Source organism: Cellulomonas sp. HZM, from assembly GCF_000708885.1.
Classification (GTDB): Bacteria; Actinomycetota; Actinomycetes; order Actinomycetales; family Cellulomonadaceae; genus Cellulomonas.
Window position 1 is genome coordinate 91,550 of sequence record NZ_JEOE01000005.1, and the last position, 20,077, is coordinate 111,626.

Here is a 20,077-nt window from a genome sequence, read left to right on the forward strand (position 1 = left end):
AGGTGCGGCCCTGGAGAACTGGACAGTTGCCCGGCACAATGCGGAGGTGCTCCGTCACCGCAGGTCCTGGACCATCACCCGCGCCGTCGCGGTGGCCGCGACGACGGCCCTCGTCGCCGTCCTGCTCGGACCGCTCGACGCCGCGGTCGCGGCGCCCGGCATCACGGCGACCAAGAGCGCGGACGGGGAGTCGCTCGCGGGAGCGCCGATCGCCTACACCCTCACGGCGCGCAACCCGTCGAGCAACGCGGACGCCGTGGACGAGTACAACGTCTCGTTCCGCGACCAGCTCGCTCCGGGGCTGACGTACGTGGGTCCGACGACGCCCGCGAGCGCCGGCGAACCGACCGTGCACACCGACGCCGTGACGGGCGCCCAGACCCTCGTGTGGTCGAACGTCAGCGACCTCTCGGTCGACGGGTCCATCGCGATCCACTACTCCGTGCAGCCGGACCCGGCGGTGTTCCCCGTCGGGTCCACCGTCACCGACACCGCCTCGGCGTACGCCTCGAACGACCCGTTCACGGTCCCCGCGTTCGACGACTCCGGCGTCTTCGTGCCCGACGCCGCGGTGCAGCAGACGAGCACCGGCACCACCGCGACGACGATGAGCGGCGTCTCGGTCGAGAAGTCGGAGCCCAGCCCGGAGGGCGAGCTGCTGCGCGGCGTCCACGACCACCCGACCGTGTTCACGCTGCATGCCCGCACGACGCGCCTCGCCGGCAGCGACGACGTCGTGCTCGTCGACTACCTCCCGGCCGCGCTCGAGTTCCTGGGCTGCGGCGGCGTCGACAACTCGTCGGCACCCGAGTACGTGGGCGCTCCGTCGCTCACGGCGACGCCCACGCCGGCGGGCTGCCGCCAGCCGGATGCGGTGTCGACGGTCGTGAACCCGGCGCCGACCGGCTCGACGACGTACCCCCCGGGCACCTACACGCGCGTCGAGTGGGACCTGGGCGACCTCCCCGCGAACGCCGACGTGACCATCCGGTACGCCGCGGGCGTGCCGCTGCGCGCGAACGTGGCGTGGGCAGCACCGGCTCCCGCCGACGACGAGCAGATCGCCAACCTCGACAACAACACCGGCCCCTCGACCCGCGAGACGCTGACGGAGCAGTCTGCGACCAACGTCGCGCGCATCGACGGCACGTACACCGGGCCCCTCGCGCCGGGCTCCGTCGCGCGCGCCGGGTCGAGCGACAGCACCACGGTCACCCTGGAGGACCTCGCGATCCAGAAGGGGGTCTCTCCTGACGACTTCACGGTCAACGGGCGTGTCACGTACACCGTCAAGGTCTCGACCAGCGAGTACACGTCCGCGTCGGACGTCGTGCTCACGGACACCGTCCCGGACGGCGTCTGCCCCCTCGGACCGGACGGCACCAACTACACGAGCGCGTCGATCCCGAACTGCGCGGGGTCGGACGCGACGGCTCCGCAGAACGCGACGTTCGACTCCGTCACGCAGAACCCGGACGGCACGTTCACGGTCGTGCTCGACCCGCTCGTGCTCGACCCGAGCGGCACGACCACGATCACCTACTACGGCACGATGCTGCCGACGTACATCGGCAGCGGTGACCCCACGGCGACCGGCGACTCGTTCACCAACAACGTCGACGCGGCCGGGACCACCACCCCGATCGCGGGCACGGGTGAGACCGGGACGCAGGGGGTGCTCGACAGCTCGAGCGCCACGCAGGGCTCGGGCAGCCTGACGATCGACAAGCTCATCGCCCCCAGGTCGTTGTCCGGCGGCACCGCGTGCCCGACGGACCTGAGCGAGTACGGGGAGCCGGGCGACTTCTCCGCCGACGAGATCTCCCTGATGCGCGGGGACACGATCTGCTTCGCGCTCGTCGCGAACTTCCCCGAGCGCACCCAGACCCGCAACCCGCTCGTGACGGACTACCTGCCGCCGGGCTTCACGTACGTGGCGGGCACCGCTCAGCAGGCGAGCACCGCCGTCGCCGCGCCGTTCACCGTGACGTCCGGCTCCTCGACGGTCCGGTTCACCATCGGCACCCCCGAGGCGGGCGGCCGCTACGTGCCGCCGAACGCGGTGTTCGCCGCGGTCTTCCAGGCGAGGCTGTCGCAGACGCCGACCGGCTCCTCGCCGCTGCAGCGCAGCAACCTCATGAAGCTGGTGGTCGCGAACACGGCGGGCCAGACGGAGTCGTTCCGCGACCAGCTCGAGCTGACGGTGGTCCCCGTGGCGCCGTTGGGCGTCGTGAAGGGCGTCGAGTCCGTCGACGACCCCGCCACCGGCCCGAACGGGCTGAACAGCGACGTCGACGGCGTCCCGGTCCACGAGGGCTCCAAGGTCACGTTCCGCGTCGACCTCACCAACAAGGGGACCGCGGCGACGCAGACGGACTACGCGATCGGTGCGTCCGACGTGTGGGACGTGCTGCCGCAGCAGATCGACTGCACGGACATCGACCTGGCGTCGGTGCACACGTTGCCCTCGGTCGCGGGCGTCACGGTGACCTGCACCGACCCCGGCGACCCGGGGCACCCGACGTTCGCGGGCTCGACGCTCGCCAGCCTGCTGCGGGTGACGTTCCCCGCCGTCACCGCGGCGAACGTCGGCACGGCAGGGATCGCTCCCGGCGGCTCCGTGTCGGTCCTCTACACCGCGACCGTCCGCACGCCGAGCAGCCTCGGCACCACGCTGCGCAACACCGCCTACGTGCACAGCTACCAGGCCGTGACCAACTCGGGCGACGCGGCGACGTTCTACCCGAAGGACAACGTCGACACGACGATCCCCGTCACGCAGCAGGACGCGCCCGCGGCGAGCGACCCCTCGTCGGTGGTCGTGCCGAGCGCGACCGTGGCGAAGACGGCGACGACGTCGATCGACGAGAACAACAACAACCTGACCTCGCAGGCGACCGTCGGCGAGATCGTCACGTACACGTACTCGGTGACGATCCCGAAGCACACGTCGGCGTACTCCGGGGTGCTGTCGGACACGCTGCCCACGGGCCTGACGCTCGTGCCGGGCAGCGCCACGCTGGCCTTCTCGCCCGACGCCTCGGCTCCCGCGACGACCGCGCCCGCTCCCGCCGGCGTCACCCTCGACCCCGCGACCGGCACGCTGAGCCTCAGCGACGTCGGGCCGGGCTACACGTACTCGAACAGCACGGGCACCGACCAGCTGTTCGCGGTGACCGTGCGCACGACGGTCACGGGCGCGGCGCTCAGCACCACCGCGAACAACCAGGTACGGACCAACACCGCGACGTTCGTGAGCCTCGACTCGGTCGGCGGCTCCGCGCGGCCGCCGGCGAGCGCGACCGTCAACGTGACGCTGCGGCAGCCGAACCTGGTGCTGACGAAGTTCTCGTCGGCCGTCGTCCCGGTGCCGGGCGGCACACCCGTCGTCTACACGCTGCGGGTGGCGAACGAGAACGCCAACGGGACGGCCACCAACCGCACGCCGCTGCACGAGACCACGGTGCAGGACTGCGTCCCGGCGGGCCTCGTCGTGACCAACCCCGGCACGGCGACCGTCGAGACGACGACGGCGCCGTGCGCCACGGGCGAGACCCGGCTCACGTGGTCCGTCGGCACGGTCGTCGCCGGCACGCCGGTGACGCTGACGTACACGGCGACCACGCCGACGTCCGCGGTCGGCGGCTCGGTCTACACCAACCACGCGAGCGCGCAGGGCTGGTCGGTGCCGGGCGGCTCGGCGACGAACGGCGCCCGGCAGTACACGTCGACGGCGACCTCTGACGTCCGCATCATCGGCGCCCTGGTCACGAAGACCGTGGACCCGTCGACCGCGACGATCGGCCAGCGCGTCTCGTGGACCCTCACGATGCTGCTGCCGGCGAACACGGCGTTCTACTACCCGACGATGATCGACTCGCTGCCGTCGGGCTTCGACGCCTCGTCGGTCACGCTCGACGACTTCACCTGCGAGATCCTCACGACGCCCGTCACGACGTGCGCCCCGGGGATCCACTTCCTGGCTCCGGTGCAGCAGGGCACGAACACGCTCATCGGCCTGTACTTCGCAGGTTCGGCGGGTGACCCGGCGCAGCGCGGCATCACGCTCGAGCTCTCGGGTGCCGTCGCCGACACCACGCCGGTCGCTGGGTCGCTTCTGACGAACACCGCGACGTCGAGGTGGGACACGTCGGACCACGGCGCGCCGACGTCCGTGACGGCCGCACGCGACACGACGGGTGGCTCCGCGTCGGCCACCGTGCGCGTGCTCGAGCCCAGCCTGACCGTCGACAAGACGGTCGTGAGCACCACCCCGGCCCCGGCCGACGTCTTCGCATACCGCATCCGGGTCACGAACGCGACGGGCAGCGACGTGAGCACGGCGTACTCGACCGTGGTCAAGGACGTCGTCCCGGCGGGCGTGGTCGTCGACCCGACGACGATCTCCGAGCCGGGTGCGCTGACCGGCGCCGACCCGGTGCTCGGCGGCGGGACGATCACGTGGACCCTCGACCGTGACGGCGACGGCATCCAGCCCGGTCAGTTCACCGACCTGAGCTACGAGGCCAGGCTCGCACCCTCTGCGGAGATCACGACGGCGCGCCTGACCAACACCGCGACGATCTCGTCGTACCGGTCGCTCCTCGACGCCGGCCGCACGTACGCCGGGCCGTCGGACACCGCCGACGTGAGCCCGCACTTCCCGCACCTGACGACGACGAAGTCCACCGTGTCGACGAGCCCCGCGTACATCGGTGAGCCGTTCACGTGGAACATCCAGGTGACCAACGACGGCAACGCGCGCGCCTACGCCGTCGGTGCGACCGACCTGCTCCCGCCGGGCTGGGAGTACGTCGCGGGCTCGGCGACGGTCACGCTCGCGAGCGGGTCGCCGGTCCCGGCGGAGCCGGAGGTCGACGGGCGCAACCTGACGTGGACGGACCTCGGCGGGCTCGACGGCGGGGTCGCGGCGAGCATCCGGTACCAGGCGAGGCCGACGGCGTCCGTGGTGACCGCCCCGGGCGTCGGCAGCGCCGTCCCGCACACCAACACCGCGCAGGCCTACGGCGAGGACGCGACGACGGCCACGGGGAACAAGACGGGTTCGTACGTCGGGCCCGCATCCACCGCCTCGACGCACGTGGACGCGGCAGATCTCGTCGTGACCAAGACGCACTCCACGCCGGTGGTCGCGGGCCGCGACGCGACGTGGACGGTCACCGTGAAGAACAACGGTGCCGACACGGCCGTCGGCCCCTTCACGGTGACGGACGCGCTCCCGACGGGCCTCGGCTACGTCTCGGCGACGGGCCCCGGGTGGACCTGCACGCCGAGCGGGGGCGCGACCCCGACGACCGTGACCTGCACGCGCGGCACGACCACGACGACGCTCGCCGGCGGAGCGACCCTGCCGCTCATCACGGTGACGACGAGCGTCCCCGCCGAGACTCTCGCGGGCACGACGTTCACCAACGGTGCGTCGGTGTCCGGCCGCACGTACGACCCGGTCCCGTCGAACAACTCCACGACCGACACCGCCACGGTGACGGCCGCGGCCGACCTGCGCCTGACGAAGGGCCACACGGGCACCGCGGTCGCCGGGCAGCCGTTCACGTGGACGATCGACGTCGCGAACCTCGGCCCGTCCGACTCGCAGCCGGACATCACCGTGACGGACACGCTCGCGAGCGGCACCACGTTCGTCTCGGGCAGCGGCGCGGGCTGGGACTGCTCGGCCTCCGGACAGCTCGTCACCTGCACGCGTGACACGCTCGTCGCGTCGGGTGCCTCGGCCCCGCAGATCGCGCTCACGGTGGACGTCGCGCCCTCGCGCACGGGCACCCTGGCCAACTCGGCGACGGTCGCGGGCACCACGCCGGACCCGGTGACGACCAACAACACGGGGACCGACCAGGTCACGGTCGGCACGTCGGCGGACCTCCAGCTCGAGAAGTCGCACGAGGGTGCGTTCGTCGCCGGCGCGACCGGAACGTACGTGCTCACGGTGCACAACATCGGCCCGTCCGACGCGGCCGCTCCCGTGACGATCACGGACGCCCTTCCCGACGGCCTGACGTTCCAGGGCTCGACCTCGCGCGAGGGCACCTGGACCTGCTCCGCGACGTCAGGCGACACGCAGGTCACGTGCACGATGAGCGGTGCCCTGGCGTTCGACGACACGGCCACCGTGGCGATCACGGTCCTCGTGGCCGACGACGCCGGGACCGGCTCGTTCCACAACGAGGCGACCGTGAGCTCGCCGACGGCCGACCCGGTGCTCTCGAACAACACCGACGACGACGACACCGCGTTCTCCTCGGAGGCGGACCTCGGGATCGTGAAGTCCCACACGGGTGACGCGACCGCGGGCTCGACGTTCGACTGGACGCTCGCCGTCACGAACCACGGCCCGTCGGTGTCGCCGGGGACCATCACCGTGACGGACTCCGTGCCTGCCTCGGTCGACGTGCTCACCGCGTCCGGGACCGGCTGGACGTGCACCACGGAGGACGGGGCGGGCGGTCGCACGCTCGTGACCTGCGAACGGACCACCGCGCTGGGTTCGGGTGCCGACGCGCCCGACATCACCCTGCACGTGCGCGTCCACCCGGACGCCGGCCCGGGGACGATCGTCAACATCGCGTCGGTCGACGGCCCGCTCGCGGACCCGAAGCTGACCAACAACGCGTCCACGGACACCGTCACGATCGGCGACGACGCGAACGTCACGCTGAGGAAGGTCGCGGACGCGACGGGCCCGGTCGTGGCAGGGACGTCGACGACGTTCACGCTCACGGTCGGCAACGAGGGGCCGTCGGACGCGGATGCGGTGCGCGTGGTCGACGACCTCCCGTCGGGCCTGACGGCGACCGACGCCACGGGCGCGGGCTGGGACTGCGACGTCACCGCCGCGCAGGTCGTGTGCACGCGTGACACGCTCGCGGCGACCGTCGGCGGGACCACGACGAGCACGATCACGGTGACCGCCCTCGTCGGCAGCACGGTGCCCGACGGCACGACGCTGACCAACACCGCGACGGTGTCGACGTCATCGCCGGGCGACGACCCCGACGACAACACCGGCACGGCAGACGTCGACGTCGTCGCGCACGCCGACCTGGTGCTCGTGAAGTCGCACGACGCGGACGACGAGCCGGCGATCGCCGGCCGGGACGCGACGTTCGACATCGCGGTCCGCAACGACGGACCGTCCGCTGCGGTCGGCCCGATCACGGTCGTCGACACGCTGCCCACGGGCACGACGTACGTCTCGTCGGCCGGCCCCTGGACCTGCACCCCTGCGGCCGACGGCGAGAGCGTCACGTGCGTGCTCACCGACGTGGACACGCTCGCAGACGGTGCGCATGCCCCGGGCCTGAAGATCACGGTGGCGCTCGCGGCGGACGAGCAGCGCGACGAGATCACGAACACCGCGACGGTCTCGTCGGCCACCACCGACACGGACGAGGACAACAACACCGACGACGACGTGTTCCCCGTCGACCGCATCGCGGACCTGTCGGTGACGAAGTCGCACGACGCCCCGGCCCGCGTGGGCGACCCGCTCACGTGGACCCTCACGGTGACGAACGCGGGCCCGTCGGACGCCGCCGGCGTGACGCTCGACGACGCGCTGCCCGCGGGGGTCACGTACGTCGACGCGACCGGTGACGGCTGGGTGTGCGCGCTCGACGACGGCACGGTGCACTGCGGGCTGGACGCCCCGCTCGCGCCGGGCGATACCGCCGCGCCGGTCTCGCTCGTCGTGACGGTGGACCCGGGGGCGTTCCCGTCGGTGACCAACTCGGTGCACGCGGCGACCACGACGCCCGAGACGGCGCTCGCGGACAACGACGCGTTCGACACCGTCCCCGTCCCGCCGCAGGTGGATCTCACGATCACCAAGACGCACGACGCGGACTTCGTCGTCGGCGGCACGGGAACATGGGACCTCGTCGTCACGAACGACGGCCCGACGCCCGACGACACGCCCGCGACGATCACCGACCGGCTCCCCACCGGCACCACGTACGTCTCCTCCAGCTCCGACGACGGCGTGACCTGCACCGTCGACGGGCAGGACGTGACCTGCACGGTCCCGGCGCTGAAGGTCGACGAGAAGGCGCACGTCTCGATCGTCGTGAACGTGCTCGCGAACGCGTACCCGTCCGTGGTGAACGCAGCGACGGTCACGACGCCGTCGGAGGACACCGACCCGGGCAACAACACCGCGACGGACACCGCGCCCGTGACGCCGGTCTCGGCGCTCGCGATCGACAAGTCGGTCACGCACCAGGACGGCCGTGACGTCACCTACCGGATCAGGGTGACCAACCAGGGCCCGAACGCGACGACGCTGCCCGTGCAGGTCAGCGACCCGGCGCCGCTGGGCCTGAGGTTCACCGACGCGAGCGGCGAGGGCTGGACCTGCACGCAGTCCTCGAAGCAGGTCACGTGCAGCTACCCGGGCGAGGTGAAGGACGGCAAGCACGCGCCGGACATCACCGTGACCGGGCACCTGACGGCCGACGAGGGCACCGACGTGGTCAACACCGCGACCGCGAGCGGCGCCTGCCCGGTGTGCGACGCGGTGAGCGACACCGCGACGGCCGGCGTGCCGGTGACCCCGACGCCGACCCCCACGCCCACACCGACGCCGAGCCCGACGAACCCCGGCACGATCGCGACCACGGGCGCCGAGTCGTGGCCCGTCGCGATGCTCGCGGTGCTGCTGCTCGCCGCGGGCGGTCTCGCGTTGGGCCTGCGACGCCGGCACGGCTGAGCTGCCGGAGCGAGAGGAGACAGAGCATGTCGTTCCAGGCGTACCTCGACGCGATCGAGGGCAAGACCGGCCGCACCCCGCGCTCGCTCGTGGAGGAGGCGAAGGCGAAGGGCTTCGACGCTCCCGACGTGAAGGCGGGGACGATCGTCGACTGGCTCAAGGACGACTACGGGCTGGGTCGCGGGCACGCGATGGCGCTCGTGCACGTGATCCGCAACGGGCCGACGATCGGTGACAAGCACGTCGGCTCGGGCGGGACGCACAGCGACGAGTCGACCGAGCTGTGGCTCGACGGGAAGGCGACGAAGCCGTCGTCGTGAGCTGCCTGGAACCGCGGCGCGTCAGACCTTGACGTCGAACTCCGCGCTCAGCAGCACCTCGTCACGCGACGACGGGCCGACGAGCAGCTCGAACGTGCCGGCCTCGACCACGCGGTTGCCCTCGGGGTCGACGAGCGTGCAGTCCGCGACGGCGAGCTCGAGGTCGACGACCACGGACTCGCCGGGCTCGACGCGCACCTGCCGGAAGGCCTTGAGCTCCTTGACCGCCCACGTCACGCTCGAGACGACGTCGTGCACGTACACCTGCACCGTCTCGAGCGCAGGACGGTCGCCCGTGTTCCGCAGCGTGACGGCCGCGCGCACGGTGTCGTCGACGCCGACCGACGGGTTCTCGACCCGCAGGTCCGAGTACTCGACCGTCGTGTAGGACAGTCCCTCGCCGAACGCGAACGCCGGGCTCTGCGTGAGGTCGGCGTAGCGCTGACCGTGCTGCCCGGGGATCTGGTTGTAGAACGTCGGCTGCTGGCCCACGTGGCGCGCGTAGCTCAGCGGGAGGCGGCCGGTCGGCTCGATCAGGCCGAGCGTGAGCTCCGCGATCGCGCGGCCGCCGCGCATGCCGGGGTTGGCGGCGTGGATGATCGCGGCCGCCGAGTGCGCCGAGGGCGGCAGCACGAGCGGCTTGGAGCTGATCACGACGACGACCATCGGCGTGCCCGTCGCGGCGAGCGCGTCGAGCAGCGCCACCTGGCCGCCGATGAGGTCGAGCGTCGCGGTCGAGCGGCCCTCGCCGATGAGCTCGATGCGGTCGCCGACCACCGCGACGACGTAGTCCGCCTCGCGCGCGGCCGCGACGGCCTGCGAGACGAGCGCCTCGTCGGGCTCGGCGGGGACCACCACGGGCGGGCGGGGCTGGCCGTCGGGGAAGAACGCGCCCTCCGGGTCGGGGCCGACGGACAGGATCTCGGCGCCCTGCGCGTACGTGATCGTCCAGTCGGCGGGCGCGTGGTCGCGGAAGCCGTCGAGGACGGTCTGCGTGAGCTCGCGCGGGTGGCCGTCGGGCAGCCAGTCGGTCTGGCCCGACGCACCGGCCCAGTCGCCGAGCTGCGCGTGCTGGTCGTCGGCGTTGGGTCCGACCACCGCGATGCGGCGGGCGGTGCCGGTGGCGAGCGCGCGGCCCTCGTCGTCCGCGGTGAACCCGCCCTCGAGCGGCAGCGTGCCGTCGTTGGTGAGCAGCACGAGCGAGCGGCGCGCGACCTCGAGGTTGAGCGCGGCGTGGTCGGGGTGCTGGATGACCTCGGCCTGGCGCGCGGCGTCGGGGTGGCGCGGGTCCTCGAACAGGCCGAGCTCGAACTTGAGCGTGAGGATGCGGGCGACGGCCGCGTCGAGCGCGGACTCCTCCACGAGGCCGCGCGCGATCGCGTCCTGTGCGCCCTCGAAGAACTTGGGCGTGACCATGACCATGTCGTTGCCCGCGTTGAGCGCGCGCGCCGAGGCCTCGGTGTAGTCCGCCGCGATGTGCTGCTCCCACACCATGCGGCCGACGTTGTCCCAGTCGGTGATGAGCGTGCCGGTGTAGCCCCACTCGCCGCGCAGCACGTCGTTGAGCAGCCAGCTGTTCACCGTGATCGGCACGCCGTCCATCGACTGGTAGCCCAGCATGAACGTGCGGCAGCCCTCCTTCGCCACGCGCTCGAACGGCGGCAGGAACCAGGAGCGCAGCTTGCGGCGGCTGATGTCCGCCTCGGACGCGTCGCGCCCGCCCTGCGTCTCGGAGTAGCCGGCGAAGTGCTTGGCGGTCGCGAGGATCGCGGTGGGGTCGTCGAGCCCGTCGCCCTGGTAGCCGCGGACCATCGCGGACGCGAGCTCGCCGATGAGGAACGGGTCCTCGCCGAACGTCTCGCTCACGCGGCCCCAGCGCAGGTCCCGCGTGATGCAGAGCACGGGGGAGAACGTCCAGTGGATGCCGGTCGCGGCGACCTCGACGGCCGTCACGCGGGCCGCGCGCTCGAGCAGGTCCGCGTCCCAGGTGGCGGCCATGCCGAGCTGGGTCGGGAAGATCGTCGCGCCCTCCCAGAAGGAGTGGCCGTGGATGCAGTCCTCGGCGACGAGCAGCGGGATGCGCAGGCGCGTCCGCTCGGTGAGCTCGGCGGCCTCGAGCACGCGCTCGGGCGACGCGTGCAGGATCGAGCCCGCGTGCTTGTCCTCGATCGCGCTGCGCACGCCGTCCTTGGCGTTGAGCTGCAGCATCTGCCCGACCTTCTCGGGCAGCGTCATGCGCGCGAGCAGGTCGGCGACGCGCTCGCGCACGGGCAACGAGGCGTCCTGATAGGGCAGCGTGGGCGTGCTCACGGCGATCCTTCCGGTCTGCGCCGGGGCCGACGACGCACAGCAGGGCGGCCCGCCGAAGCGGCTGACCGAACGGTAAGTATTACTCACCTGTCAGCCTCCCGTCGAGTGCCGCGCGGCGCGCGGCCGGCGCCGATCGGCCTCGATGCGGGGGTGTTCGCCTGCGAGTGCGCCAGTTTCGGACGAGAGACGAAGTCCAGACGCGCGCGCTCGTCCGAAACTGGCGCACTCGCTAGCGGTCCTGTCAGGGGGACGGGTGGCGGCGGTACGACGAGAGGAGGCGGTAGCTCTTCGTCGGGCCGGTGACCGACCACTCCTCGTCGAAGGCGTGCGGGCCGAGCCAGCGGCCCGTCACCACGTACTCGTCGGCGCCGCAGGGGTGCACCGCGGTCCACTCGCCGGCCACCGGGCGGTAGACGTAGAACGGGCGGCCGTCGGCGAACCGCACCTGGACGCCGTCGGCGCTGCCCGGCCCCCACAGCAGGTGCCGCTCGGCAGGCCCGCGGTGGTCCCCGTACGTGAGCTCACCGGCCTCGGTCTGGACCACGCCGCCGTCGTCGGCCGCGAACGTCGCGGTCCCGACGAACTCCCCGCGCGTGCCGGCCAGCGAGTCGAGCACGAGGCGCCGCACGTCCCACGTGCCGACGAGTCCGTCCAGTCCATCGACCGATCGTGGCACGAGCTCACGCGCCGACGAGCGCCAGCACCTCGTCCGTCGTCCCGGTCTCGCCCAGGCGCGGGAAGATCGCCTCGACCGCGCGCTCGTGGCTCGTCCCGACCATGTCGGCCATCGCGTCGGTCACGAGCGTCACGTGGTACCCGTGCTCGTGCGCCGCCCGCGCGGTCGACTCGACGCCCATGCTCGTCGCGATGCCGGTGAGCACCACCTGCGTGATCCCGCGGCGACGCAGCTGCAGGTCGAGGTCGGTGCCGTAGAAGGCGCCCCAGTTCCGCTTGGTCACGACGACGTCCTGCGGGTGGCCCGCGAGCTCGTCGACGATCACGTCCCAGCCCTCCGCCCGTGCCGCGGCGGGGCCGCGCTCGGTCCGGCCGTGCGCCCCGTCGGCACCGTCGGCCGCGCGCGAGACGCGGACCAGCACGACGAGCCGCCCCGCGGCCCGGAACGCGTCGGCCAAGCGGGCGGTCCGCTCGACCACCTCGGCGGCCGTGTGGGGGACGGTCGGGGCGGCGACGATGCCCCGCTGCAGGTCGATGACGACGAGCGCGCTGGTGGGGTCGATGGTCGAGAGGGTCATGCGGAGGTCTCCTTGCGGGTGGGGGTGCCGAGGCCGCGCAGCGAGCGGTCCAGCAGGGTGACGACGACGAGCAGGCCGGCCGCCGCGAGGCAGAACCAGCCCATGTCGTGCAGGCCTGAGGTGGTGGCGCCGTCGGCGAAGAACGTGGCGTTCGCGGCGGAGGCGACGATCGCGCCGAGGTACGTGAAGGTGCGCAGGAGCCCGGCGGCCGCGCCGATCCGCGCGGGATCCGCCTGGTGGTAGAGCGCGTTCTGGTTGGCGAGGCTGTTGAGCCCCTGCGGCACGCCCGCGAGCAGCGCGAGGCCGACGAGCAGCGGCACGGGCGTCGTCGACCCGACGAGCACCAGCGGTGCGCACGCGACGACGAGCGACACCGCACCGACGACGAGCTTGCCGCGCACCTGGGGCCGCCGCCCGGACACGGTCGTGACGACGATCGCGCCCGCGAACATCGGCAGCAGCACGAGCCCTGCCTGCGACGGCGTGAGCCCGTGCCCGGCCTCGAGCCACTGCGTGTACCCGTACAGGAACGAGTACGACACCGTGAGCGCGAGCACCTGGCGGACGTACGTCGCGAGCAGCGGACGGTTGCCGCCGAACACGCGCAGGTCGATGAACGGCTCGCGCGTGCGCAGCTCCCGCAGCGCGAACCCCACGCCCGCGACGACGGTCACGACGAGGAGCCACGCGGTCCCGGTGCGCGGGTGCATGCCGAACAGCATCAGGGTCACGAGCGCGGCGCCGAACAGCGCGATCCCCGCGAGGTCCAGCCCGGGCCTCGGCCCGGCCGCCCGCGGGACCCGCGGCAGCCGCCACGTGCCGAGCACCAGGCACGCGACCGAGAGCGGCACGTTGACGGTGAAGATCGCGCGCCAGCCGTCGAGCGCGATGAGCAGCCCGCCGAGCGTCGGCCCGACGACCGCGACGACCTGGTTGGTGACCGCGAGCAGCGTGAGGATCCCGCTGGGGCTCTCCTGCCCCGTGCGCCGCGACTCGCTGCGGATGAGGTACATCGCCGCGGGGTAGCCGGCGCACGTGCCGAGCCCGATGAGGACGCGCGCGGCGATCAGCGTGCCGAGGTTCGGCGCGAACGCCCCGAGCAGGCCACCGACCCCGACCATCGCCGTCCCCGACAGGAACAGCGGCCGCGGACCGTAGGTGTCGACGAGCCGGCCGACGACGGGCTGGCCGACCGACGTCGCGAGGTACAGCGCCGTGACCAGCCACGCGGTCGCCGACGGCGGGGCGCCGAACGCGATCCCGATCGGCACGAGCGCGACGGCCAGCATCGAGGAGTTGACCGGGTTGAGCAGCGACCCGAGCACCATCGGCGGCACGAGCCGGCGGTCGAACCGCCCGGCCGGAGCCCCGTCGAGCCCGACCCCGCCGGTCGCGCCCGCCGCGGGCGCCTCGTCCCGTCGACGTGGGCCCTCCCGTCGCGAACGGCCCCCGTCCGGCGCAGCAACCCCCACCTCGCGCGGGGCGGCCGCGCTCGGGCCGGCCGCCCGCGTCACCGGGCCGTCGCCTCGTCCAGCAGGTCCATCGCGCGCTGGATCGTCGCCACGTCCTCGTCGGGCAGGGCCGCCAGGCGGGTTGCGAGCCACTCCGCGCGGGCCTCGCGGTCGCCGGCCGCGCGCTCGCGGCCCGCGTCCGTCAGGACGACGAGCTGGCGACGACCGTCGTCGGGGTCCGCGACCCGCGTGACGAACCCGCGCTCGTCGAGCACGGCGATCGTCGCGGCCATCGACTGCGGCCGCACGCCCTCCGCGGCGGCGAACGTGCTGGCGGTGCCGACCTCGCCCTTGCCGAGCCGGATCAGCACCGCGAGCTGGCTCGCGGACAGGTCGTCGGCCTGCGCGACCTCCCGCATCCGGCGGCGCAGCCGTCCGAAGACGACGCGCACCTGCGTGGCCGTGTCCGCGGCGGTGGTGGTGGGCACGCCATCGACGGTACGCCTCGACAGCCCAAACTGCACAGTCCAACCTGTCGATCGCGTCCTGGGTCCGCCGAGCAAGCAGGTGGTCTCGCCATGGACCGGCTGAACGAAACCAACCGCTTGCTCGGCGCGGTCGGCGCGGGCAGGCTCGGGGCGCATGTGGTGGATCTGCGCGACGTGTGGCGTCGAGCACGGGGAGCGGGTCGACGTGTGCGCCGTGTGCGCCGACGAGCGGCAGTGGGTGCCCGCGTCCGGGCAGTCGTGGACCACGCTCGACGAGCTCGCGGCCGCCGGCACGCACGTCGACGTGCGCGAGCTCGAGCCCGACCTCTTCGGGCTGACGACCTCGCCCGGCGTGGGGATCGGCCAGGAGTCCAAGGTGGTCCGGACGTCGGTCGGGATGCTGCTGTGGGACCCGCTCGGGTACGTGGACGACGAGGCGGTCGCCGCGGTGCGTGCGCTCGGGGAGGTCGTGGCCGTCGTCGCGAGCCACCCGCACATGTTCGGCGTGCAGGTCGAGTGGTCGCGCGCGGTGGGTGGCGTGCCGGTGCTCGTCGCAGAGGCGGACCGGCACTGGGTGGCGCGCGAGGACCCGGCGATCGAGTCGTGGCGCGGCGAGCTCGAGGTGCTGCCGGGGGTCGTGCTGTCCCAGCCGGGCGGTCACTTCCCGGGCAGCGCGGTGGTCCACTGGGCGGCGGGGGCCGACGGGCGCGGCGCGCTGCTGAGCGGGGACACGATCTTCGCCAACCCCGACCGCACGTCGGTCAGCTTCATGCGGAGCTACCCCAACCGCATCCCGCTGTCGGGCGCGGTCGCCGAGCGGGTGGCGGCCCACGTCGCGCGCCGCCCGTTCGAGCGGATGTACAACAACTTCGAGGGTGTCATCCCGGCGGACGCGCGCGAGGTCGTCCTGCGCTCGGCCGCCCGCCACGCCGCCTGGACCCGCGGCGACCACGACTCCCTGACCTGACCAGGCCTGACCTGACCAGGCCTGACCTGGCCGGCCCGGTCCGGCCCCGCCCACCGAGTGCGCAAGTTTCCGACGAGAGACGCAGTCCAGACTGGCGCACTCGTCGGAAACCCGCGCACTCGGCGCGGACGGCGGGCGGGATCAGCGGTAGACGCGGATGTCGGCCAGGCTCCACCACGAGCCCGACGACGCCGTCGTCGTGACCCGCACGTATCGGGCCGTCGTCCGGCCGAGGTCGAGGCGGAGCAGCTGGCCCGTCCCGGTGCCGGCCGCGACCTGGTGCCAGATGTGCCCGTCGCGGCTCGTCGTCACCGTGTACCCGCGTGCGTAGTCGCCGAGGTTGTCCCCGGAGTCCACGTCGAGGGTCGAGAACGTGCGCACGCGCCCGAGGTCCACCTGCAGGTACTGACCCGGCTCCTGTGCGGCTCCCGACGACCAGCGGGTCGACGCGTCGCCGTCGACCGCGAGCGCCGCGTCACCCGCGTTCACCGACGCCGTGGCCGACGAGACCGGGACCGACCGCAGGTCGGAGCGCAGCGCCTTCGACGCCGGCCAGGTGAACGTCGCCAGGGCACCCCCGGGCAGCGTGTACTCGAACGAGCGGGACCCCACGCGCACCGCGAACGAGCGCGGGTCGTCGTTCTCGTTGTGCACGACGAGCGCCGTCGACCCGTCGGGGTTCCGGAACGCGACGTCCATGATCTGCCCGTTCCACCCGGTGGTCCCGAAGGACGTCGACCCGATGCGGACCGCGCCGGGCTTCACGAACTTCGAGAGGTGGCCGATCGTGTAGTACTCGGCGTCGGTGCGGACCGTCCCGTCGTCGAGCACGGTGACCAGTCCGGTGCACGTGTCGCAGCCGCCGTTGTGCGGGCCGCCGTTCTCGTCGAGCGCGATGTTCCAGTTGACCACCGACTTCGCCCAGTTCCGCGGGGTGCCGATCGTGAGCGTGCGGGCGTGCCACGTGAGCGTGCCGCGGAAGATCTGCGCGTCGGTGTCGTCGGGCCCGTGCGAGCCCGAGCACTCGGTGAACCAGATGCCCTTGCGCGGGTACGCGTCGTGCAGCGCGGTCTGCGCCGACGGGTCGCCGTAGTAGCAGTGGTAGGCGGTGCCGGCGACCCACCTCGCGGCGGCGCTGTCGAGCAGCTGGTACGGGTAGTCCGTCCCGGGGTCCTCGCCCGGGGGCGTGCTCGCGGCGTCGTTGGGGTGGGTCTGCCAGTTGTGGTCGTAGCCGAGGATCTTGGTGCGCGGGCTGGCCTTCTTGAGCAGCGGGCCGAGCGCCTCGATCACCTTGATCTCCTGCGTGACCGGCATGTCCGTGCCGGGGTAGCCGCTGGGCGTGCGGTTCTGCGGCTCGTTCTGCACGGTGAGGTAGTCGACCGGGACGCCGGCGCGGGCGTACGCCTGCACGAACTTCACGAGGTAGCGGGCGTAGGCGTCGTAGACCTTCGGGTCGTCCTTGAGCCGGCCGCCGACGAGCGAGTCGCCGGTCTTCATCCACGCCGGCGGGCTCCACGGCGTCGCGAGCACTGTCAGCTGCGGGTTGAGCTTCTTGGCCTGGCGCAGCAGCGGGAGGACCTGCTTCTCGTCGTGAGCGATCGAGAAGTGCTTCAGCGCGAAGTCCGTCTTCCCAGGGGCGACGTCGTCGAACGTGTAGTGCTCGGCCTCGGCGGTGAAGTCCGACGAGCCGACGGGCTGGCGCAGGAAGCTCACGCCGATGCCCGTGCGCGGGTCGAACAGCTTCTTCATCGTGGCGTCGCGCTGCGTCTTCGGAAGCGCGGACAGGACGTGGGCCGACGAGTCCGTGATGGACGCGCCGAACCCGTCCATCGTCTGGAACGTCTGGTCGGGGTCGACGACGATCGTCGAGAGATCCGACGAGCCCTGCGTGAACGGCACCGAGGCGCGCTGGTGCAGCAGCTCGGACCGGTCGACCGTGGTGACCCACACCTGGGCCTGCGGCGTCGCGCCGCCGGTCGGGTGGCCGTGCCGGTCGTCGTGCGCGGCCGCCGGGGGGACGGCCAGCGCGATCGCGGCGGTGGCGCCGACGAGCGCGAGGGTGGTTCTCCTCATCTCACTCTCCATCGAGTAGACGTGGGGCCGCCCGAGTGAAACAACCTGTAACATCGGGCGAACCGGTTGCAACCGTACAGAACACCCCGCGACGATGCGCATGTCAACTGCAGCGAACGGTTCCCTTCGATGAAACGGCGGATGTAACACATGCCCACTGTCCGCGACGTCGCCGCCCAGGCCGGCGTCTCCATCGCCACCGTCTCGCGCGTCCTCAACGGCGCCGACAACGTCGCACCCGCGACCCGCGCCCGTGTCGAGCAGGCGCTCGCGGCCGGAGGCACCACGGCCCCCGTGCCGCGCGCGTCGACGGGCGCCCGCAGCGGCCCGGTGTTCGTGCGCTGCCCGTACGTGCTCTCGGACTACTTCGGGCCCATCGTCTCCGCCGTCGCGGAGGCGCTCGACCTGCACGGCCGCACCATGCTGCTCGACGCGGGCGAGTCGGCGCAGGCGGGCCACCCGTTGTCGACGCTGCCGGTGCGCGACGTCGCCGGCGCGGTCCTGGTGCTCCCGCCGGAACCGGGCGAGGAGCTCGTCGCGCTGCGCCGACGAGGCTTCCCGTTCGTCGTCGTCGACCCGCGCGTGCCGCCCCCGCGGGACGTCGCCGCGGTCTCCGCCGCCCACTTCTCCGGCGCGCGCCAGGTCACGCAGCACCTGCTCGCGCTCGGGCACCGTCGGATCGGCCTTGTGGCCGGCCCGCGCGAGTGGGTCGCCGGCAACGACCGCTACGCGGGCCACGCCGCGGCGATGGTCGACGTCGGGATCCTGCCCCCGCCCGAGCTGGTCCGGCACGCGCACGCCACCACGCAGGACGGCCACCGCGCGGCGGGCGAGCTGCTCGACCTGCCCGACCGGCCCACCGCGATCGTCTGCTTCAACGACCAGACCGCGGTGGGCGCGCTGCACGCCGCCGCGGAGCGCGGGCTGCGCGTCCCGGACGACGTCTCGGTGACCGGGTTCGACGACATCGAGGTGAGCCGCGCGACGACGCCCGAGCTCACGACCGTGCGCCAGCCGCTCGCGGAGATGGGGCGCATCGCCGTGAGCCTGCTCGCCCGACTCGTGGCGCGGCAGAAGGTCGACGCGCTGCACGTGGAGCTCGCGACCGAGCTGGTGGTGCGGGGGTCGACGGGCGCCGTGCGGTCGTCGCCTGGAGCAAACGGGTGATCTGCGGACCGCCCGTGCGTGCCGGCTCATGCGTCGTCGAGACTCTGCCGAAGATGTTCGGGTCTGGGTGAAATGTCTCGAGGGGGATCGGTGCGCAGGTTGTTCGGTCGGGCGACGACGAGCGGGGTCCGGGGTGAGCGCGCTTGAGGTTCCATGACGTCCCGCTGGACCAGGCAGAGCTGTTCCGGGACCACGTGATCGCGCGGGAGCCGTACATGTTGCGGGAGCTGGCGTCGTGGATGGAGCAGACGGGCGGCCCGATCGAGCTGATGGACGCCTCGGTCACTTCTCTGATCCGGATGTGCGACTGGTATCTCGACTTAGCACGCGCCGGGTTCTTGGGCCTGGTCGACGACGCCGTCCCGGCGAGGTACCCAGAGCTGACGCTCGCGGAACAGAGGTCGCATCCGCACGCCGTGGCTCGGCGTCTGTCCGCGGCTGCCGGGGATCGTCTCGTGCACTACGTGCGCCTGGTCTGGGGTCGCTTGGTGCCCGAGTCCTACTGGGGTGTGTACACGGAACGACGCAGGCCCTTCGCGGAAAATCTCCGTCATCAGACCGTGGTCTTCTTGCCCGGATGGCACTGGCCCGACCGCAAAGACATCGACTGGTCCGTCTTCGTGCAGGACAGCGCCGGCATCGGCTTCGGGGCCATGACCGGGGCGGCCGGGGAGTCCGACCGGCTGGCATGGAGTGTTGCCAGCAGCTGCCCCCGGGACCTCAGGCCATGGCAGCAGTCCCGAGAGTCATCTGTTCTCACGGGCTATCTCGAGGCCGACCTGCCGCCGATGCCTGAGATCGCGCGGGTGACTCCGGCGTTGGCGTGGGTGAGTGCGCCGGTGGAGCCGGAGGTGCGCGCAGCGGGCGACGGTGAGTGGGACGAGATGGTGTTGGCGAAGGGGCCGGTGGGCGGGCTCGAGGAGCCGGGGCTGTTGGTGCCGTTGCCGGTGGATGCGGTGGTGGGGGCCTTGCGGGCCGCGGGGTTCGTCGGTGTCGATGCTCGTGGTGTCCTGGCGGAGGGGGAGTTCGAGCACGCCGAGGGTGTCGCGCACGTGATGACGTTGGTCCACGGAGGTGAGCTCAGGGCGGTGCACGTGGAGCCGGTGTCGCCCTCGGAGTCGTCGTGGGAGGCGGTGCTCGCGCCCCTGCGGATGCTGGCGGTCGACCTCGGGGCGAACTTCGGCCCGGCCGGCGACTACCCGGCGTGATGCCTGGTGAACACGATTCACCGACCTACGCGGCGGTACGGGTTGACACGGATTGTCCGAAAGGTACGTTGGGCCTGACCCGCGGCAGCCGACACCC

Annotated in this window: 11 protein-coding genes; 5 read left to right on the forward strand and 6 right to left on the reverse strand. The window is 72.6% G+C overall.

The window, feature by feature from the left end:
- Positions 1–46 precede the first annotated feature (46 nt).
- On the forward strand, positions 47–8,743 hold the full coding sequence (locus AW16_RS0104990; RefSeq protein WP_029288625.1) for a DUF11 domain-containing protein: 8,697 nt from the start codon (positions 47–49) through the stop codon (positions 8,741–8,743).
- Between the two features lie 26 nt (positions 8,744–8,769).
- Complete coding sequence (locus AW16_RS0104995) at positions 8,770–9,063, forward strand: DUF4287 domain-containing protein (protein WP_029288627.1); 294 nt, start codon at positions 8,770–8,772, stop codon at positions 9,061–9,063.
- 21 nt (positions 9,064–9,084) lie between these two features.
- On the opposite strand, the gene AW16_RS0105000 is transcribed toward AW16_RS0104995, so the two are convergent.
- The 5 genes from AW16_RS0105000 to AW16_RS0105025 form a co-directional block, all read right to left on the reverse strand.
- Positions 9,085–11,373, reverse strand: a complete 2,289-nt coding sequence (locus AW16_RS0105000) for a glycoside hydrolase family 3 N-terminal domain-containing protein (protein ID WP_029288629.1) — start codon at positions 11,371–11,373, stop codon at positions 9,085–9,087.
- 241 nt (positions 11,374–11,614) lie between these two features.
- Entirely contained in the window at positions 11,615–12,049 is a 435-nt protein-coding gene (locus AW16_RS16870; RefSeq protein WP_051681675.1) for a DUF6314 family protein, read from the reverse strand.
- 4 nt (positions 12,050–12,053) lie between these two features.
- Positions 12,054–12,626 carry an isochorismatase family protein gene (locus AW16_RS0105015; protein ID WP_029288633.1) on the reverse strand — a complete coding sequence of 191 codons (573 nt, stop codon included), beginning with the start codon at positions 12,624–12,626 and terminating at the stop codon, positions 12,054–12,056.
- Positions 12,623–13,954, reverse strand: a complete 1,332-nt coding sequence (locus AW16_RS0105020) for an MFS transporter (RefSeq protein ID WP_034648148.1) — start codon at positions 13,952–13,954, stop codon at positions 12,623–12,625. Before AW16_RS0105020 ends, AW16_RS0105015 begins: the two co-directional genes overlap by 4 nt.
- Positions 13,955–14,136: 182 nt before the next feature.
- Positions 14,137–14,565: a MarR family winged helix-turn-helix transcriptional regulator gene (locus tag AW16_RS0105025; RefSeq protein ID WP_029288637.1), complete on the reverse strand. Its 429-nt coding sequence runs from the start codon at positions 14,563–14,565 to the stop codon at positions 14,137–14,139.
- A 154-nt stretch (positions 14,566–14,719) separates the two neighbouring features.
- On the opposite strand from AW16_RS0105025, the gene AW16_RS0105030 reads away from it, so the two are divergent.
- On the forward strand, positions 14,720–15,532 hold the full coding sequence (locus AW16_RS0105030; RefSeq protein WP_029288639.1) for an MBL fold metallo-hydrolase: 813 nt from the start codon (positions 14,720–14,722) through the stop codon (positions 15,530–15,532).
- A gap of 141 nt (positions 15,533–15,673) precedes the next feature.
- On the opposite strand, the gene AW16_RS0105035 is transcribed toward AW16_RS0105030, so the two are convergent.
- On the reverse strand, positions 15,674–17,605 hold the full coding sequence (locus tag AW16_RS0105035) for a discoidin domain-containing protein (RefSeq protein WP_029288641.1): 1,932 nt from the start codon (positions 17,603–17,605) through the stop codon (positions 15,674–15,676).
- Between the two features lie 150 nt (positions 17,606–17,755).
- On the opposite strand from AW16_RS0105035, the gene AW16_RS0105040 reads away from it, so the two are divergent.
- A complete protein-coding gene (locus tag AW16_RS0105040) occupies positions 17,756–18,772 on the forward strand; it encodes a LacI family DNA-binding transcriptional regulator (protein WP_029288643.1) in 1,017 nt (338 codons plus the stop codon).
- Positions 18,773–18,915: 143 nt separating this feature from the next.
- Entirely contained in the window at positions 18,916–19,980 is a 1,065-nt protein-coding gene (locus AW16_RS0105045; protein ID WP_029288645.1) for a hypothetical protein, read from the forward strand.
- Positions 19,981–20,077 lie beyond the last annotated feature (97 nt).